Here is a 24,681-nt window from a genome sequence, read left to right as displayed (position 1 = left end):
ATGACTCTCAGCACCACGCTCACCAAGGCCCCCGCCGGCCGGCCCGGCACCTCCGGCGGGTCCGGCAGCGCCGCCGCCCGGGTCGCCCGCCGTCGGGCCGCACTCAACTGGGTGGCCGTCCACTCGCTGGCCATCGCCGCCACGCTGTTCTTCCTGCTGCCGTTCGTCTTCGCCTTCCTCACCTCGGTGATGACGGACAACCAGGCGCTCACCACCGAGTACTGGCCCACCTCCTGGGAATGGGGCAACTACGCCAAGGTCTGGGACACCCCCGGGTTCCTCACCTGGTGGCGCAACACCCTGCTCTACGCCGGCCTCGGCACCGTCCTGACCGTCGTCTCCAGCCTCCCGGTGGCCTACGCGCTCGCCAAGTTCCGCTTCCGGGGCCGCAATCTGGCGCTGATGGCGGTCATCGCGATGATGATGCTGCCGCAGCAGGTCACCATCATCCCGATGTACCTGTTCTGGTCGAAGCAGATGCACCTCACCGGCACGCTCTGGCCGCTGATCATCCCGATGGCCTTCGGCGACGCCTTCTCGATCTTCCTGCTCCGCCAGTTCCTGATGACCATCCCCAAGGAGTACATCGAGGCGGCGCGGATCGACGGCTGCGGCGACCTGCGCACCCTGCTGAAGGTCGTGCTGCCGATGGCCCGGCCGGCCATCGCCGCCGTCGCCCTCTTCCAGTTCTTCTACGCCTGGAACGACTACTTCGGCCCGCAGATCTACGCGAGCAACAACCCCGGCGCCTGGACCCTCTCCTACGGCCTGGAGTCCTTCAAGGGCGCCCACCACACCAACTGGAACCTCACCATGGCCGCCACCCTGCTGGTGATGGCGCCGGTGATCATCCTCTTCTTCTTCGCACAGAAGGCCTTCATCGAAGGCGTGACACTGACAGGGGTCAAGGGCTGATGTCCGCACTCAAGCTGGCCATCGTGGGCGGCGGTTCGACGTACACCCCGGAACTGATCGACGGATTCGCCCGGCTGCGCGACACGCTGCCGATCGCCGAGCTCGTCCTGATCGACCCGGCCGCCGACCGGCTGGAGCTGATCGGCGGGCTGGCCCGGCGGATCTTCGCCCGGCAGGGCCACCCGGCCGTCGTGTCGACCACGACCGACGTCGAGGCGGGAGTCGCCGACGCGGACGCGGTGCTCCTGCAGCTGCGGGTCGGCGGACAGGCCGCCCGCAACCAGGACGAGACCTGGCCGCTGGAGTGCGGCTGCGTCGGCCAGGAGACCACCGGCGCGGGCGGCCTGGCCAAGGCGCTGCGCACCGTCCCGGTGGTACTGGACATCGCCGAGAAGGTCCGCCGCACCAATCCCGACGCCTGGATCGTCGACTTCACCAACCCCGTCGGCATCGTCACCCGCGCCCTCCGGGCCGCCGGCCACAAGGCGGTCGGGCTCTGCAACGTCGCCATCGGCCTCCAGCGGCGGTTCGCCGGACACCTCGGCGTCGACCCGGAGCTGATCCGGCTCGACCACGTCGGCCTCAACCACCTCACCTGGGAGCGCGGCGTCACCCTGCTCGACGCGCCGGGCGCCGCCGGCGGCCGCGAGGTGCTGCCGGAGCTGCTCTCCGGCTTCGGCAAGGAGATCGCCGACGACCTCCGCCTGCCGCAGCGCGTCATCGAGCGGCTCGGCGTCGTCCCGTCGTACTACCTGCGGTACTTCTACCAGCACGACGTGGTCGTCGAGGAGCTGAAGGCCAAGGGCTCGCGGGCCGCCGAGGTGGCCGAGATCGAGCGGCAGCTGCTGGAGATGTACGCCGACCCCGCCCTCGACACCAAGCCCGAGCTGCTCGGCAAGCGCGGCGGCGCGTTCTACTCCGAGGCCGCGGTGCAGCTCATCGCCGCCCTGCTGGGGACGGACGGCCGCACGTCCGTGCAGGTGGTGAACACGCGCAACGACGGCGTGCTGCCCTTCCTGCCCGACGACGCGGTCATCGAGGTCCCGGCCGAGGTCGACGCCGCCGGCGTGCGCCCGCTGCCGCAGCGTCCCGTCGAACCGCTCTACGCCGGCCTGATCGCGGCCGTCACCGCGTACGAGCACCTCGCCCTGGACGCCGCGCTGCACGGCGGCCGCGACCGCGTCTTCGACGCCCTGCTCGCCCACCCGCTGGTCGGCCAGATCGAACTCGCCGACCAGCTCACGGACCGGCTGCTCGCCCACAACCGCGAGCACCTCGCCTGGGCCTGACCCGCCCCTTCCGTCCGGTCCGCCGCACGCCCCCGGGCGCCGGCGGACCGGACCGCGAGGAGACCGACCACCCCCGGCCGGGGACAACGGCCGGGCCACGTACGAGCCGCGGGGACCTCATGACCCACCAGCCCGAACCACTCCTGCCCGGTGTACTCGCCATCGACGCCGGCAACTCCAAGACCGACGTCGCCCTCATCGGCGCGGACGGCACCGTCCACGGCACCGCCCGCGGCGGCGGCTTCGCCCCGCAGAAGGTCGGCGGCGCGGCCGCGGTCGCCGGCCTCGCCCCGCTGGTCGAGGAAGCCGCCGCGGCGGCCGGACTCTCCTTCCGCAGCGGCGTCCTGACCACCCACGTCAGCGCCTGTCTCGCCAACGCCGACCTCCCGGTCGAGGAGGAGGCCCTGCGCACCGCGCTGGAGTCCCACCCGTGGGGCGTCACCAACACCGTCGCCAACGACACCTTCGGCCTCCTCCGGGCCGGTACCGACGGTCCGCGCGGCGTCGCCGTCGTCTGCGGTGCCGGGATCAACTGCGTCGGCCTGCTCCCCGACGGCCGCACCGCCCGCTTCCCCGCCCTCGGCGAACTCACCGGCGACTGGGGCGGCGGCAGCGGCCTCGCCGTCAGCAGCATGTGGCACGCCGTCCGCGCCGAGGACGGCCGCGGCGGGCCCACCGCCCTCGCCCGGGCCATCGCCGAACACTTCGGCCTGCCGAGCACCGGCGCGGTGGCCGAGGCCATCCACCTCGGACACCTGCCGTGGGCCCGGCTGCACGAGATCGCCCGGGTGCTGTTCGCGGTCGCCGCGACGGGGGACGCCGTCGCGCTGGAGCTGGTCGACCGGCAGGCCGACGAGATCGCCCGGCTGGCGGTCGTCGCCCTGGGACGGCTGGACCTGCTGGACGAGCCGACGCCGGTGGTGCTCGGCGGCGGTGTGCTCGCCTCCCGGCAGCCGCTGCTGCTCGACAACCTGACGGCACGGCTGGCCGCGGCCGCCCCGCTCGCGGAGCCGCGTGTCGTCGTCGCACCGCCGGTCCTGGGGGCGGCGCTGCTGGGCCTCGACCACCTGGGTGCCGGAGAGGCGGCGCAGGCCCGCGTACGGGAGGCGTACGACCCGACCCGGCGCGTGGCGGCGTAACCGCCGGGGGCCCCGACCCGCCGGGCCCCGATCCCGCCGGGCCCAGCCCTGCCGCACCCCGACCTCCCGTTCCCGCCGGGCCCGCACGCCGGGCGGGAACGGGAACCGGCCGGACCTCCGCCGCGCTTTCGCGGATGCTGCTGTCCGGCCACGCCTCGGGGGGCTTGAGCCATGACCACGCCTTCCCGCCTGCTCCTCGCCGCGAGGCCGGTGCCGCTGCCCGTCCTGCTCCAGCACGCCGGGGACTGCCTGGCCGAGCGGGAGCCGGCCCGCCCGTACGGCTGCTACGGGAACACGTACGACCTGGTGCTCGACGCGCAGGGCCGGATCCTCCGCATCGAGGAGCTCTACCACCCCTGAGGGCCGGAGCCCGAATCCGCCCGGGTCCGCCAGCGCCGCCCGGGTCCGCGGCTCGCCGTCCGCCTGGCAGACGCCTCCGTCCCATCCCCCCTTGATCTGATGAGCTGCCGGGCATGGACCACGAACGAGGTGACCGCCGGCGCTGGCTCGTGCTCGCCGTCGGGATGTTCGCGATGACCTCCGGGTGCGCGTTCCAGTTCGGACTGCCCTACCTGATCCCGGCGTTGCTCGACGAGGGGCTCTCGCTGAGCGGGGCCGGACTGCTGGCCGCCTGCCCGACGGCCGGCCTGGTGCTGACGCTCACCGCGTGGGGGGCGGCGGCGGACCGGTGGGGCGAGCGCTGGGTGCTGGCGTCCGGGCTGGGGCTCGGCGGGCTGGTGCTGCTGGCGGCGACGGCGGTGCGCGGGACGGCCGGGCTCGGGGCGTGCTTCCTGCTGGCGGGCGCGGCCGGAGCCTCGGCGCACGCGTCGAGCGGGCGGCTGATCCTGGGCTGGTTCCCCGCGCGGGAGCGCGGGCTGGCGATGGGCCTGCGTCAGACGTCGCTGCCGCTGGGGGTCGCGGTGGCGGCGCTGCTGCTGCCGCCGCTCGCGGCGCACGGACGGGCCACGGCGCTGGCGGTGCTGGGCGGGCTCAGCGTGGGGGCGGCGCTGCTGGTGGCCGTCGCGGTGCGCGATCCGGCCCGGCCGGGTGGCGGTGAGGCGGGCGGGCAGGCCGGGAACCCCTACCGGACACCGGTGCTGTGGCGGCTGCACGGGGCCGCGACGCTGCTGGTGGTGCCGCAGTTCACGGTGTCGGTGTTCGCCCTGGTCTTCCTGGTGGACGAACGCGGCTGGTCACCGTCGACGGCCGGGCCGCTGCTGGCGTGCGTGCAGGTGGCGGGGGCGGGCGCGCGGCTGGCGGCCGGGCGCTGGTCGGACGTGGCGGGCAGCCGGGTCGGGCCGATGCGCCGGCTGGCGTGGACGGCGTCCGGAGTGCTGGCGGTGCTCGCGGCGGGCGCGTTCAGCGGCTCGGCGGTGGCGGTGGCCGCGTTGATGGCAGCGGGCGTGGTGACGGTGTCCACCAACGGGCTGTCGTTCACGGCCGTGGCCGAGTACGCCGGTCCGGCCTGGGCGGGCCGGGCGCTGGGGGTGCACACCACCGTGCAGAACGCGGTCGCGGCGTGCGTCGCCCCGGCCGTGGGCGCGCTGATCGGCGCGGCGGGGTACGGCTGGGCGTACGCGGTGGTGGTGGCGTTCCCGCTGGTGGCGGCGGCGGTGGTGCCGCTGCACGAGAAGTCGGCCGGTTCGACTTCTCGCGCAGGCTCCACGCCCCGTCGGCTCTCCGTCCCGGCGGGCGCGGCCGTCCGTTCGCGGCCTCCTTCGGGCCCGGATGCCGGCGGCGGTCAGAGCGAGTAGCCGCTGACCACGACGGGCCGGAAGCCCTGGGCCACCCGGTCGTCGAAGGTCTGCTGGTACTGGTCCGCCGTCAACCGGTGATGAGCGGAGAACGGCGGCCCCTCACGCTGCTCGAAAATCGCCGCATAATGATCAGCACCATCAAACGTGTAACCACACACGTGGACAGGCCGGAAACCCTGCCCCACCCGATCGTCGAACGTCTGCTGGTACTGATCCGCCGTCAACCGGTGATGAGCAGAGAACGGCGGCCCCTCACGCTGCTCGAAGACCGCCGCGTAGCGGTCACCGCCGTCGACGGTGTACCCGCTCACCCATACCGGGCGGAAGCCCTGCCCGACAAGGGTGTCGAAGATCTGCTGGTACTGGTCGGCGGCCAGATTGTGGACCGCGTGGAACGACGCGCCCTGGGACTGTTCGAAGATCGCGGCAAACCGCTCGGTGCCGCTCACCACCTGGTCGCCCGTGGCGCAGAACACCTCGCCGGTGTCCTGGTTGGCCGTGCAGAATCCGCCGAGCAGTTGCACCTCCACGTTCGCGTTGTTGCCGCTGCCGCCGATGTGCACCACCGAGAAGCCGCCGCTGACCGCGCTGGTCGCAGCGGGCGCCACGCTCTCGTCGTAGGAGTTCGAGCCGAGGAAGGGGTTGTCCCAGTGGAAGCGGACCTCGCCCTTGCGGACGCCGTCGACGTCCTCGATCTGGTAGGTGACCCGCCCCTCGGTCCCGGTGCCGACCCCGTCCGACTCGGATTCCCATTCCCCCCTGTCCCCGATGAGGATCGGCGGCCGGACGGTGAATTCACCACCGGGGAGTGACACGTCCGTACGCCTGAGGTTCAGTGTCCCGGCTAAATTCCGGAGAGTGACGTGGGTTGACCTGGCAGCCATCGTCTCATCCCTCCACTTGTTCGTTTACCTCCTTATAATTTACGCCGCCACGCGGGGAACGCGGCGTGCGGCAACGGACCGTGACGACGCCTACGGTGGGCCACCGCCCTCGGTTCGGTGCGACCGACCCGGGCAATCCGGTGGACGGCGCGGACCCCGGTGGCGCAGAGTCGCGTCATGCCTCGTCCCTCTCTGCCCTCCCTCCCGGCCCGGTACCGGACGCGGTCGGCGACTGCGTCCGATGCCCCGGCCATCCATCGGCTGATCACCGCGCGGGCGCGGGAGCTGCCCGGCGGCCTCGAGAGCGCGCCCGAGGGCGGCCTCGACGCCGTGGCCGCCGACCTCGAACTGCCCGGGCTGGACCCGGCGCGCGACACCCTGCTGGTCGAGGACGCGGCGGGCCTGGTCGTCGGGCGCGCGTGGGTGCACGGACGCCGGAGCAAGGTGGACGTCCACCCGGCCCATCGCGGTGGGGGGTTGGGCGCCGCGCTGCTCGACTGGGCCGAGGCGCGGGCCCGGGAGGCGGGCGGCGAGCGGCTCTCGCAGACCCTGCCGGACGGCGACCGGGCGGCCGCCGGGCTGCTGCGCTCGCGCGGGTACGAGCCCTTCGTCACCGAGTGGCTGCTGGAGATCGCGCTGCCCGCCGCGGACGGGGTGCCCGCCCCGCCGGACGGGGTCACCGTGCGGCCGTTCCGGCCCGGGGACGAGCGCGCCGCGTACCAGCTGACCGAGGACGCGTTCGACGAGTGGCAGCAGCGGCGCAAGCCGTACGAGGAGTGGGCGCTGCACACCGTCGAGCGGGACACCTTCGCTCCCGCGCTCTCGCCGGTGGCGTTCGCGGGCGGCGAGATGGTCGGCGCGGTGCTGTCGCTGGACCTGCCGCACACCGGCGAGGGCTACGTCGAGCGGGTCGCGGTGCGGCGGGACCACCGCAACCGGGGGATCGCCCGGACGCTGCTGCAGGAGGCCTTCCACGCGTTCCACCGGCACGGGCGGCAGGCGTGCACGCTGTGGACGCACTCGGAGACGGGCGCGCTGTCGCTGTACCAGCGGGTGGGGATGACGGTGCGGCGCAGCTCGTCCGTCTACGGCAAGGCCCTCGCCCCCGCCTCGGACGGGTGAGCCGGACAGCCGTCAGGTGCCCAGGACAGACAGCCCTCAGGTGCCCCGGACAGCCCTCAGGTGAGCCGTCGGGCCAGCTCCGCCGGCAGCGGGTAGGGCCGCTCCGGCGGGAGGAGTCGCTGGGCCTTGGCGGCCTGGCCGTTCTGCACCAGGGCGGCGATCTTGCGGACCTGCGGGGTGAGGTCGGTGATCCCGGTGATCCACTCCTCGGCGTAGGCGCGGATCAGCGAGCGGCCGACGCCGATCTGGATGCTGTAGTGGTTCAGCGCGGCGCCGCGCAGGGACCGCTCGGGGTCCCACTGCACGTGCACCTCGGCGCGGGCGAGGGCGGCCGGGTCGGCGGTGGTCGGCACGGCGCGGGAGAGCGCCTCCTCCCAACCCGCACGGGTGATCCGGACGGCGAGGACGCGCTCCTGGCCCGGTTTCTGCGCCCAGTTGCTGCGGTGCATGAGCCAGCGGAAGGACGGCTTGATCCACGTCATCCGCCCGAAGGAGAACGGCGGCACGAAGCGGCCCGCCGCCACCGCCGGACCGGCCACGGCCGGGGCGTACGCCTGGTACACGACGATGGTGGAGGCGTCGTGGTCGGCACGGATCTCACGGAGGCTCGGCTGCTGCACGGGGGCCACCCTGCCCGCCGGACACCGCCCGGGGCGAACGGTTTTTCCGCCGCGGCCCCGGAGCCGGCCCCCGGCGACGGCGAGCGGCCCAAGGCCCGGCGCAGGGCGGGTGGCCGCCCCGTGCGGGCCGTCAGGGGTCCGGTAAAATTCGGCCCCGGAACCCGCACGGCGGGTTGTTTCGGGGGCGGAGCAGAACGGCATGACGGCTGGAATCGATCAGGACATCTCCGGCTCACCCGACGTACCCGCCGAGCTGGGCCAGTGCTACCTCGACCTGCTCGTCGACGTCTCCCGGACCGGACGACTGCTCCGCCGCAGCGAGTTGGAGAGCCTGAGGGCACTCGGCGAGCGCGGGGCGGAGACCGGCCACGGGCTGCAGCGGATGGCCGCGCACTGCCTGGCCGCCACCCGGCAGGCCTGGCGCACGCTGCCCGGGATCACCGCCGCCGTGACCGTCGCCGACCTGCGCCGCACCGGTGACGCCGTGCTCGCCGCGACCGAGGCGGCGCTCGCCGCGCTGGGCGAGGGGCACGAGCGGGCGCAGCGGTCGGCCGTGCGCCAGGAGGAGGCGGCGCGGCGGGAGTTCATCGACGACCTGCTGTACGGGCGCAGCGACCTCGGCCTGCTCGCCGAGCACGCCGAGCGGTTCGGGCTGCGGCTGGCCGGCGGGTACTCCGTCGCGGTGGCGGTCGGCGACGTGCCCTACGCGGACGTCCACCCGCTGGTGCACCGGGTGGAGCGTGAGCTGGTGGGCCGGTTCGGCGACCGGGACGTGCTGCTGGCGACCAAGGACGGCCGGCTGGTCTGCATCGCGCCCGACTGCGACCGCGCGGTGCTGGAGGCCTTCGCGGACCTGGCGTTGCGTCCGGGCCGGGGCTACCAGCCGGTGCTGCGGGTGGCGACCGGCCGCCGGCACTCGGGCGCGGGCGGCGTGGTGCACAGCTACGAGGAGGCGCTGGGCGCGCTGGACTACGCGGAGCGGCTGGCGCTGCCCGCACGGCGGTTGAAGGCGGAGGAGCTGCTGGTCTTCCCGGTGCTGATGCGCGACCGGGAGGCCATGGCCGACCTGGTGCGCAACGTACTGGGCCCGCTGACCGCGGCCCGGGGCGGCGCCCGGCCGCTGCTGGACACCATCGCGGTGCAGGCCGAGACCGGGTACGTGAACGCGGAGGCGGCCCGCCGGCTGGGCCTGAGCGTGCGGACGCTCGGCTACCGGCTGGAGCGGATCCGTGCGCTGACCGGCTACGACCCGGCGGACGCGCTGCACCGCTACACCCTGGAGACCGCCGCGATGGGCGCGCGGCTGCTGAACTGGCCCGAAGAGGCGCTCTGACCGGCGGCCCGCACCGGCGTCGCTGCGTGTTCCAGGCTGTCAAGAAGGCGTCAAGACTGCCGGATCCTGGCAATGTGCGAACCGGCTCCGGGCTGTCACGATCACCGTGGCGCGCCGGAGGGGGCGCCGCGGGAGCAGGCAGGGGGGCGTGGCCCGACGGGGGATCGTCGAGGCCGCGCCGGGCTCTCCGGCGGCGTCCCCTCCTGCGCGCCGAGGGTGGTCACCGGGTACCGGCTGCCGGACCTGCCCGGTGGTGTCGGGGCCGACGCCCTGCACGGGGGTCACGGCGTCGGCCGCGGGGGCCTGGTCCCGGAGGGGTCACGGCGCCGATCCCCACATCGGCGTCGCGACCGGGGGCGCCCGGGGGCACCACGCCGGCCACCACGGAAACGGGGCCGGCGGCGGGGCCCGCCCCGGACCTCGGCCCGCCCCCGCACGCTTGGTTACCGCTCGGTAGCATCGCCGGAGGGAGAACTCTTCGAGGGGGCGCGATGGAACGGCAGCGGACCGCGGTGGTGTCCGGGGGCGGGACGGGGATCGGGCGGGCGATCGCCGCCGAACTCGCCGGGGAGGGCTACCGGGTGGCGATCCTCGGCCGGCGGGCCGAGGTACTGGCGCAGACGGCCGCCGCGATCGGTGCGGGCGTGGTGCCGGTCGCGGCCGACCTGACCGTGGCCGCCGAGGTGGAGCGGGCCGCCGGGGAGATCGCGGCACTGGGGCCGGTGGACGTGCTCGTCAACAACGCGGGCGCGGTGATCACCCCGCCCGCCGACGCCGGCCTGGCGGCGCTCGCCGAGGCCTGGCGGCGCGACCTGGACACCAACCTGCTCACCGCCGTCCTGCTCACCACCGCACTGGCCGGCCACCTCCGGCGCCCCGGCGGCCGGCTGATCCTGATCAGCTCCGCGGCCGCCCAGCGCGGCGGCGCCGGCCCCCACTCGGCCGGCTCGTACGCGGCCGCCAAGGCCGCCCTGCACGGCTGGGCGTTCGGCCTGGCCCGCCAGTTCGGGCCGGACGGGATCACCGTCAACGTCCTCGCGCCGGGCTACGTCGCGGACACCGAGATCTTCGGCGCCGACTGGAGCGAGGAGTTCCACGCCGGCAAGGTCGCCGCCACCCTGGTCGGCCGCGCAGGCACCCCCGAGGACGTCGCCGCCGCCGTCTCCTACCTGGCCTCGCCCCGCGCGGGCTACCTGACCGGCCAGATCATCGGCCTCAACGGCGGCGCGGTCCTGGGCCGTTGAGAACGCGCCGCTCCGCCGGGACACCGCTCCGCCGGGACACCGGTCCGCCGGGACGCCCGGCAGGTCAGCGGCGTGCCGCGGCCAGCAGCTCGGGCACGGTGGCGAACTTGACGCGGGGGCGGCCGGCGGCCTCGCCGAGGGTGCGCTCGGTGCGGTCGATGGCGCGGAGCTGCTTGAGCCCGAGCGAGTCCGGGCGGCGGGTGCGGACGAGGCGGGCGAAGTCCCGGGCGGTGCCGGCCGGCTCGGGGAGGGCGCCGGCGACGGCGTCGTCGAGGAAGGCGTCGACGGTCTGCTGGGCACAGGCCCGGTTGGCGCCGATGCCGCCGGAGGGGCCGCGCTTGGCCCAGCCGACGACGTAGGTGCCGGGCAGCGGCCGGCCGGTGGCCGGGTCGAGGACGCGGCCGTCACGGCTCGGGAGGGCGGCGGCGCCCTCGTCGAAGGGGAGGCCCGGCACGGGCACGCCGCGGTAGCCGATGGACCGCACGACCAGGCCGGCCTCGATCACCGTGCCGCCCGCCTCGACGCCCGTCACGCGGTCGTCGCCGGCCAGCGCGGTGGGCGTGGTGAGGAAGCGCAGCACGATCCGCCGGCCGGGGCGCGGCGGCCGCGCGGTGTCGACGGTCTCCCTCGGGAGTCCCGCGAGCAGCGCGGCCTTGGAGCCGGGTGCGGCGGCGTCGACGGCGGCCCGGACGTCCGGGTGGTCCTCGACGACGAGGTCGACGCCGGGCAGGTGCTTCAGGGCGAGGAACTCGGGCCGCGTCCAGGCGGCGTCCTCCGGCCCGCGACGGGCGAGCAGCACGACCTCGCGCACCCGGCTGCCGCGCAGGGCGGCGAGGGCGTGGTCGGCGATGTCGGTGGCGGCGAGCCGCCCGGGGTCGAGGAGCAGGATCCGGGCGACGTCGACGGCGACGTTGCCGTTGCCGATGACGACGACGCGTTCGGTGGTGAGGTCGACGGCGTCGGCGGGCACGGTGGGGTCGGCGTTGTACCAGCCGACGAGGGTGGTGGCGGGCAGGCTGCCGGGGAGGTCCTCACCGGGCAGGCCGAGCCGGCGGTCGGCGGCGGCACCGACGGCGTAGATCACCGCGTGGTGGTGGGCGGCGAGTTCGGCATGGGTGAGGTCGCGGCCGATCTCGACGTTGAGGTGGACGGTCAGGCGCGGGTGGTGGAAGACGGACGCGAAGCTCTCGGCGATCCGCTTGGTGGCCTGGTGGTCGGGGGCGACGCCGTGCCGGAGCAGTCCGCCGGCGACCGGCAGGCGGTCGATCATGGTGATCTCGGCGCCGGTGGTGCGCAGCAGCGACTGGGCGGTGTAGCCCGCGGAGGGGCCGGTGCCGACGATGGCGATGCGCGGCGTGCCGAGGCCGCCCGGCAGGCTGCGGGGGAAGGCCGGCGCTCCCCAGGCGTGGTCGTTGGGGTGGTCGCGGTAGTAGTCGCGGTTGAGGTCGCCGAAGACGGTGTCGGGCCCGGTGAGCCGGTCGACGGGGCGGACGGCGTCGACCGGGCAGGCGTCGGCGCAGGCGCCGCAGTCGATGCAGGCGGCCGGGTCGATGTACAGCATGTCGGTGCTGCCGAAGTCCGGTTCCCCGGGGGTGGGGTGGATGCAGTTGACCGGGCAGACGGAGACGCAGGAGGCGTCGTTGCAGCAGGTCTGGGTGATCGCATAGGCCATGGCCGGGAGTGGTCCTCGCTGCGTGGGGGTCGGGGGTCCGGTACGGCGGGGGGGGTCAGAGCATGTGGACGCGGCGGTAGACCGCCGCGGAGGCCTTGGTGAGCAGGCCGCACTCGGCGAGGAAGGCCATCAGGTGGCGCGAGCTGGTGCGCATCATCGCCTTGCGGTGCTCGTTGGCGCGCACCTCGGCGACGGCCCGCTCGCGGTCGAGCCCGGCGGCCGTGTAGACGCCGGGGTGCACCATGCTGCTGACGATGACGTAGGCCCCGGCGGCGATCCCCGTCGCGGCGGCCCGCCGGCGCGCGGGCGAGGCCCCGCGCATCCGCTCGCGGATCTGCTGGCGGGCGAACTTCATGTGCCGGGACTCCTCGACCACGTGGATCCGGGAGGTGCCGCGGACGATGTCGAGGACGTTCCCGCCGCGCATCCAGTCGCGCTGCATGACGTCGAGCACCTCCTCGGCGACCAGGATGCCGCCGTAGGCGAGTTCGCCCCGGGCGGTGGCCTTGAAGAGGCGGCCGGCCTGGGCGATCACCGGGTTCGGCCGGTACTGGGGGACGCCCATCTTCTCGCAGGCGCGGGCGAACATGATCGAGTGCCGGCACTCGTCGGCGATCTCGGTGAGGGCGAAGCGGAACTCGGCGCCGGCCGGGTTCTTGAGGTACTGGTCGCGCAGCACCATCTGCTGGAGGATCATCTCGAACCAGATGCCGGTGGTCATGATCGAGCAGACCTCGTGCCGGGTCAGGGTGACCCGCTGCTCCTCGGTCATCTCGTCCCAGAGCCGGGTGCCGTAGAGGGTGCTCCACTCGGGGTTGAGGCCGTAGTCGCCCGCGGGGAGCGGGGCGTCCCAGTCGATCTCGGTCGCCGGGTCGTAGGAGAGGGTCGCGGCCGAGTCGAGCAGCCGCTTCGAGACGTCGTCGTCGGCCTCGGTGTGGCCGTGGATTCCTGCCGCCGCGCCGGTCGCGCCGGTCCGGGTCATGACTGCCTCCAGGTGCATGCCCTGTGCGGGCTTCCCGCCGATCCCGCTTATTAGACGGAGAGTACAATAAGAGCCCCGGAGCGAGAAGCCCCCGCGCATCCGCCGGTACGCGCCCGCCCCCGCCCCCGCCCCCGCACCACGCACCCCGCTCGTCACGCATCCGCGCGTGCCCCTGCCCGGCCGAGTCCTGGCGGCCGAGGGATGATGGCGGAGGCGGACGTGAGCGGCCGGTCGACGGCCGACGTGGCGAGAACACATCCGAGGTGCGCACATGGACAGCCGGCGGTTCCCCTTCGTCGACACCGCGGCCGGGGCCCTGCTCGACGCGGACGGCAGGATCATCCGCTGGACGCCGGAGGCCGAGCAGCTGCTCTCCCTGCGCGCCGACCAGGCCTGCGGCCGACGCGTCCGGGAGCTGCTCGCCGATCCGGCCACCTGGCCCGCCCTGCTGGCCGAGCGGACGCCGGACGCCTGGTCCGGCCGGGCCGTGGTGCGCTCGGGGCGGGGCGAGGAGCTGGGGATCGTCTTCCAGGTGCTGCCGCTCGCGGACGGCGGAGAGGGCGCCCCCGCCCCCGCCTCCCGCTACTTCGTCCTCGCCGCCCCCGCCGGCCTGGTCGCCCAGTGGCGCCAGGACCAGGCGTTCACCCGGGAGCTGTTCCTCCAGGACCGCGTCGGCCTCGCCGTCTTCGACGAGCGGCTGCGGCTGATCAGGACCAACACCCACCTGCTCCCCTACACCGGCCTCCCGCCGAACCTGAACGGCCACCGCCTCGGCGACTTCCTCCAGCCCGACGACGCGGCGACGGTCGAACGCCACCTCCACGAGGTGCTGGAGACCGGCCGGCCGCTGGTGCTGACCGAGGAGCTCGTCCGGACGATCGAGAATCCGGGCACCGGTGCGGTGATGGCGGTCTCCGCGTTCCGGCTGCAGGCCCCCGACGGGCACGCGATCGGCGTCACCGCGCTCTTCACCGACGTCACCGAACTCCACCGCTCGGGCGAACGCCTGGCCGTGCTGCACCGGGCCACCGCGGCCGTCGGCGGCTCGCTCTCCGTCACCGGCACCGCCGAGGAGCTCGCCGCCGTCCTCGCGCCCGGGCTGGCCGACCTGGCGGTGGTCGAGGTCGCCGAGGCGGTGTTCACCGGCGAGGAGCCGGTCCCCGACCGGGACGGCCGCCTCTGGCTGCGCCGAACCGCCGTCGCCGCGGGGCCCGGGACCGGCTCGCCCACGGCCGACGCCGCCACCGACGCCGCCGCGATCCCCGTCACCGAGTCCGCCACCGCCGCCCCCACCGCCCTCTCCCCCTCCGCGATGACCGCCCCGCTCCGGGCCCGCGGGGCCCTGCTCGGCCGGGTGACCGTCCGGCGGGCACCCGGCCGCCCGCCGTACGAGCCGGCCGACCTGGACCTGCTGCGCGAGATCGCCGCCCGCGCCGCCCTCGCCCTGGACAACGCGCGCCGCTACACCCGCGAGCGCCGGGCCGCCGTCGGGCTGCAGCGCAGCCTCCTGCCGCCGTCGCAGGCGGAGACCGCCGCCGTCAGCGCCTCCAGCGTCTACCTGCCGACCGACACCGCCACCGGCGTCGGCGGCGACTGGTTCGACGTGATCCCGCTCTCCTCCGCCCGGGTCGCGCTGGTCACCGGGGACGTCGTCGGGCACGGGCTGGAGGCCAGCGCCACCATGGGGCGCCTTCGCACCGCCGTCCGCACCCTCGCCGACCTGGACCTGGAGCCGGACGAGCTGCTCGTCCACCTCGACGACCTGGTGTCCCGGCTGCTGGTCGAGGCCGACGAGCCCGGTGGCCAACCCGGAGACCGGGCGAACGGCGGGGCGGACGGCCGGGCGGACGGGCGCCCGGAGGACGAGGGGTGGCCCGCTCTGCGCCGCGCTGTCGCCTCCGGCGCGACCTGCGTGTACGCGGTCTACGACCCGGTGTCCCGGCGGTGCGCGATCGCCTCCGCCGGCCACCCGCCGCCCGCCGTCGCCGCCCCGGACGGCACCGTCGAGTACGTGCCCGTGCAGCCGGGCCCGCCGCTGGGCGTCGGCGGCCTGCCGTTCGAGGTGACGGAGGTCGAACTGGCCCCCGGCAGCATCCTGGCGCTCTACACCGACGGCCTGATCCACGGCCTCGGCGGCGACCTCGACGAGGGCATGGCCGAGCTCCGCCGCCGGCTCGCCCTGCCCGGCGTCACCACCACGCCGCTGCCCGAACTCGGCCGGACCCTCGTCGCCGGCCGTCCCGCGGACCTGCGCGGCGACGACGTCACCCTGCTGCTGGCCCGCACCCGCGCGGTGCCACCCGAAGCCACCGCCGTCTGGCCGGTGGAGCCCGACCCCGCCGCCGTCGCCCTCGTCCGCGAGCGCACGGCGGAGCAGCTGCGCGCCTGGGGGCTGGAGGACCTGGTCTTCACCACCGAGCTGGTACTCAGCGAGCTGGTCACCAACGCGATCCGCTACGCGGGCGGCCCCGTCGAGGTCCGGCTGATCCTCGCCGAGCGCCTGACCTGCGAGGTCTCCGACCCCAGCGCGACCCAGCCCAGGATGCGCCGCGCCCACCTCACCGACGAGGGCGGCCGCGGCCTCTACCTGGTCGCCCAGCTCACCGACCGCTGGGGCAGCCGCTACACCCGCCACGGAAAGACCATCTGGGCCGAACAGGAACTGCCGCAGTCCCAGCCCCAGCCCCAGGAGCCGCAGTCCCGGCCCCAGGAACGGCAGCCCCGGTAGCCCCCGGCGGTCAGGCCCGGAAGGCCGCCGCGAAGACGCCCGGCATCCGCGTCCACGAGGGCCGCGCCGCGAACCGGGTGAGCCGCCGGCCGGTCAGCGCCGCACTGCGGGCCGTGACGAACCACGGCGGCTTCGGGAAGAGCGCCCACTCGCCACCCGCCACCGACCGCGGGAACGGCCGGAACGGTCCCCGGACGACCGTCCGCTCTGGCCCGTCGATCAGCAGCGCGTTGTGGACGACGCCGATCCCGCTCTGCGCGTCGTCCACCGTGTGTCCGGGGTAGGCGCCCCACGGGGCGGTCGCGGTGAGGAAGCCGAGCGCCGTCCAGGCGTTGACGGCGATCGTGCCGTACCGCAGCGCGGCGAGCGCGTCGTCGAAGGCGGGGCCGAGGCGCCGGAGCGTGGCCGGGTCGACCAGGATGTTGGCGCCGAGGGTGCCGACCAGATCGCGGTTGGCGGTCTCGACCGCCCGGTCGAGGAAGTCGGCGCCCGTCCCGGGCAGGGTGAGCACGCCGAGGACCGGCGCGAAGTACTCGGTGGTCTCCAGCGTCGCCGCGTCCCGGCCGTCGCCGAGGTCGACCAGCAGCCGGGAGCCCTCGGCGCCCTGCCACTCGGCGCCCGGGTGGCTCGCCGCCGCGTCGGCCAGCCGCTGGGCGCTGCCCGGGTACCAGGCGGGCCGTGCCGGGAGCCGCTCCAGCGCCGTGCGGAGCAGCCGGAGGAAGGTCTCGCGCTGCGGCCAGTCCTCGCCGAGCAGCACCAGCTGCGTGGCGATGCAGTTGTGGCCGCTGTTGTGCAGGCGCTGGGTGGCGATGTGCTCGGCCTGGTAACGCAGGTCGGCCTCGCTCCACTCGCCGGGGACCACGATGACCGGGGAGACGCCGCCGAGCTCGCTGGTCATCGGCTTGGTGAGGAGCGGCGTCCCGGTGGCCTTGCGCGCCCTGCCCTCCTCCCCCGGCCCGAAGGCCACCACGTCGTGGGTGGCGAGGCTGCCGGTGATGTGGACGTGCGCGACGCCGGGGTGGTGGGCGAGGTAGCCGCCGACGTCCCCGCCGCCGGAGACGATGCGCAGCACGCCGTACTCGATCAGCGGGGCGAGCGCGCGCCGGTAGACGGGCTCCAGGTCGCCGAGGACGGGGTTGAGCTTCAGCAGGACGACGCGGTTGTGGGCGATCAGCTCGTACAGCACGTCCAGCGGCGCGATGGAGGTGATGTTGCCGGCGCCGAGCACGAGGCCGACGCCGCCGGTCCGCTGCGGGTCGAGCGCGCCGAGGCCGGCCCGGCGGCGTACCGTCTCCGCGTCCGTGCCGGGCGGCATCCACACCTCGGCGGTGAAGCCGTTCAGCAGCAGCCGGTCGTGGGCGGTGAGCGGCAGGACGGGAACGGTCACCCGCCCGCCGGGCGCCCGGCCGAACCGCGCGCCGTCCAGCGGGCTGCGGCCCGCGGCGACCGCCCGCAGCGAGCGGGCGAGCGCGTCGAGGGAGGTCAGCAGGGCGTACGGGCCGGACATCCACTCCTCCCCGGTCAGCGGGGAGTCGTCCGCCAGCAGCTTGATCCGGCTCGCCGTCCGCACCCAGGCCTGTGCCTCGGCGGCGACGGCGGCGTGGACGCGGCCCAGCAGGGCGACCCGCCCGGTGAGCGGGGTCGCCGCCCACCGGCGCTCGCCGTCGGCCAACTCGGCGAGCAGCGCGTCCAGTTCGGGCCTCGCGCCGGGCTCGGCCGGGGCGCTGCCGGCGGGGGTGGCGACGGTCATGTTGGCTCCCTCGTTCGCGTCCGCCCGCGCGGGCGGGCGCCGTGCTGCCCGCCGGGCGGGCCTGGGTGCGGGCACAAGAGTCCCGCGACGGTGCCACGATGGCGCAGGCCCGGCCCGCGGCGCCATGGGCGGGCGCCCCGCGTTGTCCCGAGCCGTACTGTGCGGCGGCACAGTTGAGCCGGCGCCGGCGGCGGGTACGGTGACCGCATGGGCGCCCTGCGAGACACCGCACAGCTCGACGACGTGTTCGCCGAGATCCTCGCCTCGGTCGAGGCTCTCACCGACGAGACCGTCCGCAAGATCGCCGCGGACGAGGCCGGTTACGTCGAGAACCGGCTGCCGCCGGACCTGCTCCGCACCCTCGTCCGCGCCAACATCGAGGCCGTGCTGCGCGCGGAGTCCGGCGGTCCGGACGGCGGTGACGAGACCGCCCGCTGGACCGGCCGGGTCAAGGCCGAGCACGGCGTGCCGCTGCCGGCGCTGCTGCACGCCTTCCGGCTGGGCGGACTGGAGATCTGGGAGTGGGCCATCGCCCGCGCCACCACCGGTGCCCAGGCCACCGCGCTGCTGCAGCGGTCCTCGCGCTTCTGGGCCGTGCTGGACCGCTTCTCCACCGCCGCGACCGAGGCCTACCGCCAGGTGGCCGACGACCGGGAGCGCCAGGAGGAGGCGGCCCGCCGGATCATGCTGCTCGGCGTCTTCGAGGGCACGTCGCACGCCACCGGCCTTCCGCGCGCCCTGGGCCTGCCGGACCGCGCGTCGTACCGCGTGGTCGTCGGCGAACTCGGCCCGGACGGCGCGGACCCGCTGCCCGGCGTCGCCACCCGGCTGGCAGCCCTGCACGTGCCGTCCGTGTGGACCACCGAGCTGGGCGAACGGCTCGGCCTGCTCGCCCAGACCGGCGAGTCGGACACCGCGGCCACCCTCCGCGTCCTCGGCCTGGCCGCCGCCAGGGTCGGCGTCAGCCGCCCGTTCACCTCCCCGGCCGGTGCGCCGGAGGCCCTGCGGCAGGCCCGGATCGCCCTGGAGTGCGTGCCCCGGTCCGGCACCGGCGTGCACTGCCACGGCACCGCGCCGATCGACGCCCTGCTCGCCGCCCATCCCGCGTCCGCCGCCGAACTCGGCGCCGACGTCCTCGGTCCCCTGCTCGCCGGCGAGGACGGCGGCGGCGCCCTGCTCGCCACCCTCGACGCCTGGTTCGCCGCCGACGGCTCCACCGCCGAGGCCGCCCGCCGCCTGCACTGCCACCGCAACACCGTCCTCTACCGCCTGTCGAGGATCGCCGAGCTCACCGGCCGCACCCCCACCCGCCCGGTCGACGCCGCCGAGCTCTACGCGGCGCTCCGCGCCCACCGCCTCGGCGCGGCACGGTCGTTCCCGGACCTTTCCGCCGCCTCCCCCGCGGAGCCGCGCGGCTGAGGTCCACCCGGGCGGTTGAAGTCCTCCGGCTCCCCATGCGGTCGAGGTCCCGCCGTGCCCCGGGCGGCCGAGGTCCACCCGGGCCCCGGGCGGTTGTCCGGTGCGCAAGTCGGTTGTCCGGCCGACCGGGCCGCTGACATGATCAACACCATGCCCACCTTCCCCGCGCCCGACGGCACCCTGCTCTCCTACCGTGTCCACGGGGACGGCGAGCCGCTCGTCTGCCTCCCCGGCGGCCCCACGGACTCCGCCTACCTCGGCGAGCTCGGCGGCCTCTCCGCGCACCGCCGGCTGATCGTGCTGGACCCGCGCGGCACCGGCCGTTCCGCCGTCCCGGCCGACGCCTCGTCCTACCGCTGCGACCGCATGGTCGACGACGTCGAGGCGCTGCGCGCGCACCTGGGGCTCGCACGCTTCGACCTGCTCGCCCACTGCGCGGGCGCCAACCTGGCCGTCCAGTACGTGGCCCGGCACCCGGAGCGCGTGGGCCGGCTCGCCCTGATCACGCCCAGCACGCGGGCGGTCGGCGTCGACGTCACCGGGGAGATGCGGCAGGACGTCGCCCGGCGGCGGGCGGGCGAGCCCTGGTTCCCGGCCGCCTCCGCCGCACTCGGTGCGATCGTCGCGGGCACCGGCAGCGACTGGGAGGCCATCGCCCCCTTCGCCTACGGCCGTTGGGACGCCGCGGCGCAGCAGCACCATGCGACGACGACGCCGGACAACCCGGCGGCGGCCGGCGGTTTCGGGGCCGACGGCGCCTTCGACCCGGAGGCCACCCGTGCGGCGCTCGCCGGTTGGAAGGGCGCGGCACTGGTGCTGGCCGGGGAGTTCGACCTCAACAGCCCGCCGCCGGCGATGGCCGAGGTCGCCGCACTGTTCCCCGACGCCGAGTACGCCGAGCAGCCGGGCGCGGGCCACAACCCCTGGGTGGACGACGCCGACCGCTTCGTCGCCACCACGGCGGCGTTCCTGAACTGAGGGCCCTGACTGGCCGCCTCGGGCGGCGTCTCCCGCGGCGCACCGGCGCCCGGACACGCCCCTGGGGCCGGCCGGCCGTCCGTTCGTCCGTCAGCCGGCGATCCCCGGCACCACCAGGCCGGACTCGTACGCGATCACCACCGCGTGGGTCCGGTTCTGCGCGCCGAGCTTGGACAGCACGTTCCCGACGTGCGTCTTCACCGTCTCCAGGCTCACCGTGAGCGAGTCCGCGATCTCCGGGTTGGACTGGCCGGTGGCCATCAGCCGCAGCACCTCCTCCTCCCGGACGGTCAGTGCGGCCTTCGGCAGGGCCTCGGCGGAGTCCAGCGGGCGGGCGGAGACCATCCGGCGCAGCGCCGCCGGGAAGAGGATCGCCTCCCCGGCCGCCGCCACCCGCACCGCCTCCGCGACCTCCCGGACCGGCCGCCGCTTGAGCACGAACCCGCTGGCCCCCGCGCTGAGCGCGGCGGTGACGTAGCCGTCGTTCTCGAAGGTGGTGATCACCACGACCTTCGGCGGTTCGGCCGTCCCGGCGAGCAGCTGCCGGGTGGCCTCGATCCCGTTGCACCGCGGCATCCGGACATCCATCAGGACCACGTCCGGCCGCAGCCGCAGCGCCTGCTCGACCGCCTCGACACCGTCGGCGGCCTCCCCGACCACCGCGATCCCCGGCTGTGCCGCGAGCAGCAGGCGCAGACCGCTGCGGGTCACCTCGTCGTCGTCGGCGATCAGGAGCGTGACGGGGGTGCCGGAGGTGCCGGGCGTGCCGGGCGTGCCGGGGGTGCCGGCAGGGCCCGCGTCCCGGCCGACGTCCGGGCCCGCGTCAGTGCCCGCGTCAGCGCCCGTGTCAGGACCGGCGTCAGGGCCCGTCATGCCGACAACCGCACCGGCAGCCGAACCGCCAGCCGCCACCGCTGCGGGCCGTCCGGGCCGACCTCGATCTCACCGTGCAGCAGCCGCACCCGCTCGGCCAGCCCGGTCAGACCGTGCCCGGACGTCGGGAACGCCCCCCGGCCCGCGCCCGCCCCCGCACCGGTCCGGTTGACCACACCGAGTTCCAGGCCGTCCGACCCGGCCGCCACCCGGACCTCGATCGGGCCGCCCGCCCCGTGCCGCAGCGCGTTGGTCAGCCCCTCCTGGAGGATCCGGTACGCCGCCCGCGAGAGCGTCCCCTGCACCTGGGCCAACTCGCCCGACAGCTCCGGCTCCACCACCGCGCCCGCGTGTCGCAGCCGGTCCAGCAGCTCGGGCAGGTCGGCCAGGGTCCGGGCCGGGGCCGTCCCCGCCTCCTCCTCGCGCAGGACGCCCAGCACGTAGTCCAGGTCCTCCAGCGCGGCCCGGGCCGACTCCTCGATGCTGCGCATGGCGGCCCGCGCCGCCGCGGGGTCGGCGGAGAGCACCTCGCCCGCCACCGCGGCCTGGATCGTGGCCGCCGTCAGCGTGTGCCCGATCGAGTCGTGCAACTCGTGGGCCAGCCGGTTGCGTTCGGCCAGCAGCAGTTCCCGCTCGGCCGCCAGCGCGAGCCGTTCGGCCGCCGACGGCCCGAGAAGCCGCGGTGCCAGCCACCGCAGGGCGCTCGCCACCCCCACGCAGACCGCCGCCGCCATCAGCAGGCACCCGAGCGCCATGACCCAGCTCTGCCAGCCGCCCTCCACCCGCACCGACCGGCCGAACAGGCTCAGCCGCACCTCGCCACGGAGCCAGCCCCCCGGGAGGCTCAGGCCCAGGGAGAACAGCAGGCCGCCCAGCAGCGCCCCGGTCCACCCCAGCGCCACGTGCAGCAGCAGCCAGAGGGGGGTCCGCCAGCGGTCGGCCCGGGCCGCCGCGGCCGCCGCCGGGGCCGGCAGCGGCACCCGCAGCAGCCGGCGGGCGGACACGACCAGCACCCGCCGCGTGGTGCGGGCCAGCCCGACCGCAGCGGTCAGTGCCGCCCAGACCAGCAGGACGAGGACGAGCTGCGCCATCTCCGGACCGGACCGCCACATCAGCGCCGGCACGAGTGCGAAGGGCAGCAGCGGAAGGCTCGCCAGTGCGCCGCAGTAGGCGAACAGCACACCCGTGTACGTGGAGCCGCGCAGCAGCGGCCGGATTCCCCTGATCATGATCGCCAGTATGGCCGTGCAGGTCACGGGCGTCCTCCCCCGATCGAGGGAGCGGTTTCTCCCGCCTTTCCGCGATGTGCGCCCGGGTCCCCAGCCGTCAGGATCTCGGCGGAGCAGTGAGTTCCCGACGATTCCCAGGAGTTGACCCATGAGCGAGCAGACCTTTGGTTCCCCGTGGCGGCGGGCCGGCCGGCGACGCGTCGTGGCGGCGGCGGCAGCGGTGGCCGTCGCCGTCATGACGGCGGGCGCCCTGGCGCCGCCCGCCGCGTCCGCCGCCTCCAGGCCGGACACCGTCCAGCAGGGCCTGACCGCGCTGGTGCACGACGACGGCCTGCCCGCCACGCTGGCGAGCGTCCAGGACCACGAAGGCCGGACCCGCACCTACACCGCGGGGGTGGGCGATCTGGCCACCGGCTCCAAGGTGCCCCGGGACGGCCAGGTGCGGATCGGCAGCAACACCAAGACGTTCACCGCGGTCGTCGTGCTGCAGCTGGTCGGTGAGGGGAAGGTCGACCTCGACGCCACGGTCGACACCTACCTGCCCGGCATCGTCCGGGGGGAGGGGATCGACGGGCGGAACATCACCGTCCGCGAGCTCCTCCAGCACACCGCCGGACTTCCCGACTACGAGAGCCTCGTCGACGAGGACATCCGACAGCACCGGTACTTCGAACCCCGCGACCTCCTCGACATCGCGTTCCGGCAGAAGGCCGTCTTCGCCCCCGGGAAGGGTTGGGCCTACAGCAGCACGAACTACGTGGTGGCCGGCCTGATCGCCCAGAAGGTCACCGGCCGGCCGCTCGCCGAGGAGGTGGACCGGCGCATCGTCCAGCGCATCGGGCTGCGGCACACCTACTTCCCCGCCGCCGGTGACATGACCATCCGGGAGGCCCACCCCAAGGGCTACCAGAAGGACTCGGCGGGCGCCCCGCTGCGCGACTACACCGAGATCGACCCCTCCGCGGGCTGGGCCGCCGGTCAGATGATCTCCACCACCTCCGACCTCAACCGGTTCTTCAGCGCACTCCTGGCCGGTGAGCTCCTCCCGGCCGCCCAGCTCGCCCAGATGCGCACCACCGTCCCCGTCGGGGACAGCGGCGCCGGCTACGGGCTGGGGATCATGAGCAGGCCGTTGTCGTGCGGCGGCGTCTACTGGGGCCACGGCGGCGACATCCCGGGCTACGAGACCCGGGGCGGGGCCACCGACGACGGCCGCGCCGCCAACATCGCGGTGACCAGCATCCCCGACGACTACGCGGTCACCAAGCACCTGGAGAAGGTCGTGGACACGGCCCTCTGCCGCTGAACCACGCGCCGTACGAGGGCCGCTGGAGCGGACGACCGGTCCGCTCCAGCGGTGCCGCCCGCCGTCGGGCCGGCCCCGTCCCTCCCGAGCCGGACGTCACCAGTGCATCAGCGCCGCCTCGCCCGCGCCCCAGGCGGAGTAGACGCGCGCCCGCACGAGGTAGCTGCGCCCCCTGAAGAGCTTGACGCCCAGGCGGCCGTTGCCGTCCTGGCCGCTGTCGTCCACGGCGGTGACGTACCGCAGCTCACCGTTGATCCGCTCGAACAGGGCCATCACCACATCGGCGTCCCCGAAGGTGCCGATGACGTACTTGCGGGTCTCGTTCGGTGCGATCGCGAAGTCGGCCTGGCCACCGGTCCGTGTCGGCAGCAGGACGGACTCGTGGGGCGTCAGGACGTGGGGCCGGCCCGCGACCGCCGGGTACCAGGCCAGAACCTCCTCCTTGTCGGTCGCCGACAGCGAGAGCGGCTCGCGAATGCCCTGGAGACGGAGCTGCTTCGGCCGGCGGATCCATCCGGGCGAGATGGCGTACTCCATGACCGAGTCCTTGTCGAAGGTCGAGCCCTCGACCTCGGCCGGGTCCAGCTTGCGGATGATGTTGTCGAAGGTCGTGGCCCTGTCCCACGAGTTGGGGGGCTGGGCGAGGGCCGCGTAGACCACCTCGTCGTCCCATTCGATACCGGCGTTCGGGTTCTGGTGTTCGTGCTCGAAGCCCAGGACGTGCCCGAGCTCGTGCAGCGCGGTGGCATGGCCGGAGTCGTCCGTCAGGTCCCAGCCGTAGCTGGTGGTGGGCTGGCTGCGGGGAACCTGCAGCACGTCCCGGCCCACGGCGGACTCGGACTTGTCCCCCTTGAAACTGATCCGGACCTCGGCCTCCGAGCGGTCGTCGACCTCCTGGAAGTCCAGGCCGATGCCGAGTCCCTTCCACTCGTCGAAGGCGCCGCGGACGGCGTCCGGCTGACCGGCCGGGCGGTCGGCGCCGCCGCTGTCGAGGAAGCAGTAGTGCAGGAGGGTACCGTTCAGCCACTTCTTGCGAACGGTGCGTATCGCGCTGGCCCGGCCCGGGGCGAGGTCTAACCGCGGAGGGGGCGAGGCGGAGGGTTTTACCGAACAGTACTTCGGCGCCGGATAGGCCGCCGCTTTCCTGCCACCAGCCATGAGGATTCCTCCGATCTGCGAACCGCCGTACGAACGCGGGCGGTTGAGGAGGGCTGGGGTGGCTGTCGGGCCTTGGGAATGCTTTCATCATCGTCTCGCCGTCCGGGCTTTACCACAACCCTCGACCGGCGTCCAGATGGGGCGAGGAATCAGAACGCGGAGGCGGAGGGAACCGTGACGCCCCATGGGCCACTCTCCGCAGCCGGACGACTACGCGACACCATGTCATCGGATCGATCCGCCGGGTAGCCGCGACCGGGTCGCCACGCAAGGCCCCACGCGC

Annotated in this window: 20 protein-coding genes; 12 read left to right on the top strand and 8 right to left on the bottom strand. The window is 74.9% G+C overall.

Annotation, left to right across the window (positions count from 1 at the left end; genetic code table 11):
* The 5 genes from ACFC1F_RS11680 (at position 1) to ACFC1F_RS11660 (ending at position 5,097) form a co-directional block, all read left to right on the top strand.
* Positions 1-915, top strand: coding sequence for a carbohydrate ABC transporter permease (locus ACFC1F_RS11680; RefSeq protein ID WP_376157386.1), 915 nt, complete (start codon positions 1-3; stop codon positions 913-915).
* Complete coding sequence (locus ACFC1F_RS11675; RefSeq protein ID WP_209411650.1) at positions 915-2,204, top strand: 6-phospho-beta-glucosidase; 1,290 nt, start codon at positions 915-917, stop codon at positions 2,202-2,204. Before ACFC1F_RS11680 ends, ACFC1F_RS11675 begins: the two co-directional genes overlap by 1 nt.
* Before the next feature lie 119 nt (positions 2,205-2,323).
* Positions 2,324-3,343, top strand: a complete 1,020-nt coding sequence (locus ACFC1F_RS11670) for an N-acetylglucosamine kinase (RefSeq protein ID WP_209411649.1) — start codon at positions 2,324-2,326, stop codon at positions 3,341-3,343.
* Positions 3,344-3,514: 171 nt separating this feature from the next.
* The gene (locus ACFC1F_RS11665) at positions 3,515-3,703 is read left to right on the top strand and encodes a hypothetical protein (protein WP_376157384.1); all 189 of its coding nucleotides are present in this window, start codon (positions 3,515-3,517) and stop codon (positions 3,701-3,703) included.
* A 113-nt stretch (positions 3,704-3,816) separates the two neighbouring features.
* On the top strand, positions 3,817-5,097 hold the full coding sequence (locus ACFC1F_RS11660; protein ID WP_376157383.1) for an MFS transporter: 1,281 nt from the start codon (positions 3,817-3,819) through the stop codon (positions 5,095-5,097).
* On the opposite strand, the gene ACFC1F_RS11655 is transcribed toward ACFC1F_RS11660, so the two are convergent.
* Positions 5,085-5,915 carry a hypothetical protein gene (locus ACFC1F_RS11655; RefSeq protein ID WP_376157381.1) on the bottom strand — a complete coding sequence of 277 codons (831 nt, stop codon included), beginning with the start codon at positions 5,913-5,915 and terminating at the stop codon, positions 5,085-5,087. The two genes, ACFC1F_RS11660 and ACFC1F_RS11655, sit on opposite strands and share 13 nt — an antisense overlap.
* Positions 5,916-6,161: 246 nt before the next feature.
* Between ACFC1F_RS11655 and ACFC1F_RS11650 the strand changes: the two genes are divergently transcribed.
* A complete protein-coding gene (locus ACFC1F_RS11650) occupies positions 6,162-7,106 on the top strand; it encodes a GNAT family N-acetyltransferase (protein ID WP_376157379.1) in 945 nt (314 codons plus the stop codon).
* A 56-nt stretch (positions 7,107-7,162) separates the two neighbouring features.
* Here ACFC1F_RS11650 and ACFC1F_RS11645 read toward each other — a convergent pair whose 3' ends face one another.
* Positions 7,163-7,726 (bottom strand): DUF4291 domain-containing protein, encoded by a 564-nt coding sequence (locus ACFC1F_RS11645; protein ID WP_307853037.1) that lies wholly within the window; start codon positions 7,724-7,726, stop codon positions 7,163-7,165.
* A 199-nt stretch (positions 7,727-7,925) separates the two neighbouring features.
* Here ACFC1F_RS11645 and ACFC1F_RS11640 point away from each other — a divergent pair, with 199 nt between their 5' ends.
* Positions 7,926-9,059 (top strand): PucR family transcriptional regulator, encoded by a 1,134-nt coding sequence (locus tag ACFC1F_RS11640; protein WP_376157378.1) that lies wholly within the window; start codon positions 7,926-7,928, stop codon positions 9,057-9,059.
* A 491-nt stretch (positions 9,060-9,550) separates the two neighbouring features.
* Positions 9,551-10,303, top strand: a complete 753-nt coding sequence (locus ACFC1F_RS11635; RefSeq protein WP_376157377.1) for an SDR family NAD(P)-dependent oxidoreductase — start codon at positions 9,551-9,553, stop codon at positions 10,301-10,303.
* 64 nt (positions 10,304-10,367) lie between these two features.
* On the opposite strand, the gene ACFC1F_RS11630 is transcribed toward ACFC1F_RS11635, so the two are convergent.
* On the bottom strand, positions 10,368-11,975 hold the full coding sequence (locus tag ACFC1F_RS11630; protein WP_376157376.1) for an FAD-dependent oxidoreductase: 1,608 nt from the start codon (positions 11,973-11,975) through the stop codon (positions 10,368-10,370).
* 55 nt (positions 11,976-12,030) lie between these two features.
* Positions 12,031-12,957: a diiron oxygenase gene (locus tag ACFC1F_RS11625; protein WP_376157374.1), complete on the bottom strand. Its 927-nt coding sequence runs from the start codon at positions 12,955-12,957 to the stop codon at positions 12,031-12,033.
* 271 nt (positions 12,958-13,228) lie between these two features.
* On the opposite strand from ACFC1F_RS11625, the gene ACFC1F_RS11620 reads away from it, so the two are divergent.
* Complete coding sequence (locus ACFC1F_RS11620) at positions 13,229-15,685, top strand: SpoIIE family protein phosphatase (RefSeq protein WP_376157373.1); 2,457 nt, start codon at positions 13,229-13,231, stop codon at positions 15,683-15,685.
* 10 nt (positions 15,686-15,695) lie between these two features.
* On the opposite strand, the gene ACFC1F_RS11615 is transcribed toward ACFC1F_RS11620, so the two are convergent.
* The gene (locus tag ACFC1F_RS11615) at positions 15,696-17,435 is read right to left on the bottom strand and encodes an aldehyde dehydrogenase family protein (protein WP_376157371.1); all 1,740 of its coding nucleotides are present in this window, start codon (positions 17,433-17,435) and stop codon (positions 15,696-15,698) included.
* A gap of 207 nt (positions 17,436-17,642) precedes the next feature.
* Here ACFC1F_RS11615 and ACFC1F_RS11610 point away from each other — a divergent pair, with 207 nt between their 5' ends.
* Positions 17,643-18,854 (top strand): PucR family transcriptional regulator, encoded by a 1,212-nt coding sequence (locus tag ACFC1F_RS11610; RefSeq protein ID WP_376157369.1) that lies wholly within the window; start codon positions 17,643-17,645, stop codon positions 18,852-18,854.
* Positions 18,855-19,004: 150 nt separating this feature from the next.
* A complete protein-coding gene (locus ACFC1F_RS11605; protein ID WP_376157367.1) occupies positions 19,005-19,832 on the top strand; it encodes an alpha/beta fold hydrolase in 828 nt (275 codons plus the stop codon).
* A 90-nt stretch (positions 19,833-19,922) separates the two neighbouring features.
* On the opposite strand, the gene ACFC1F_RS11600 is transcribed toward ACFC1F_RS11605, so the two are convergent.
* On the bottom strand, positions 19,923-20,705 hold the full coding sequence (locus ACFC1F_RS11600; protein WP_376157365.1) for a response regulator transcription factor: 783 nt from the start codon (positions 20,703-20,705) through the stop codon (positions 19,923-19,925).
* Entirely contained in the window at positions 20,702-21,934 is a 1,233-nt protein-coding gene (locus ACFC1F_RS11595; RefSeq protein ID WP_376157363.1) for a sensor histidine kinase, read from the bottom strand. The genes ACFC1F_RS11600 and ACFC1F_RS11595 overlap by 4 nt, the downstream gene beginning before the upstream one ends.
* A gap of 148 nt (positions 21,935-22,082) precedes the next feature.
* Between ACFC1F_RS11595 and ACFC1F_RS11590 the strand changes: the two genes are divergently transcribed.
* Positions 22,083-23,240 carry a serine hydrolase domain-containing protein gene (locus ACFC1F_RS11590; RefSeq protein WP_376157361.1) on the top strand — a complete coding sequence of 386 codons (1,158 nt, stop codon included), beginning with the start codon at positions 22,083-22,085 and terminating at the stop codon, positions 23,238-23,240.
* 96 nt (positions 23,241-23,336) lie between these two features.
* On the opposite strand, the gene ACFC1F_RS11585 is transcribed toward ACFC1F_RS11590, so the two are convergent.
* On the bottom strand, positions 23,337-24,398 hold the full coding sequence (locus ACFC1F_RS11585) for a hypothetical protein (RefSeq protein WP_376157360.1): 1,062 nt from the start codon (positions 24,396-24,398) through the stop codon (positions 23,337-23,339).
* Positions 24,399-24,681 lie beyond the last annotated feature (283 nt).

Source organism: Kitasatospora sp. NPDC056181, from assembly GCF_042266225.1.
Taxonomy (GTDB): domain Bacteria; phylum Actinomycetota; class Actinomycetes; order Streptomycetales; family Streptomycetaceae; genus Kitasatospora.
The sequence above is the reverse complement of the archived record's forward strand: the minus strand, read 5'-3'. Positions and strand labels throughout refer to the sequence as shown.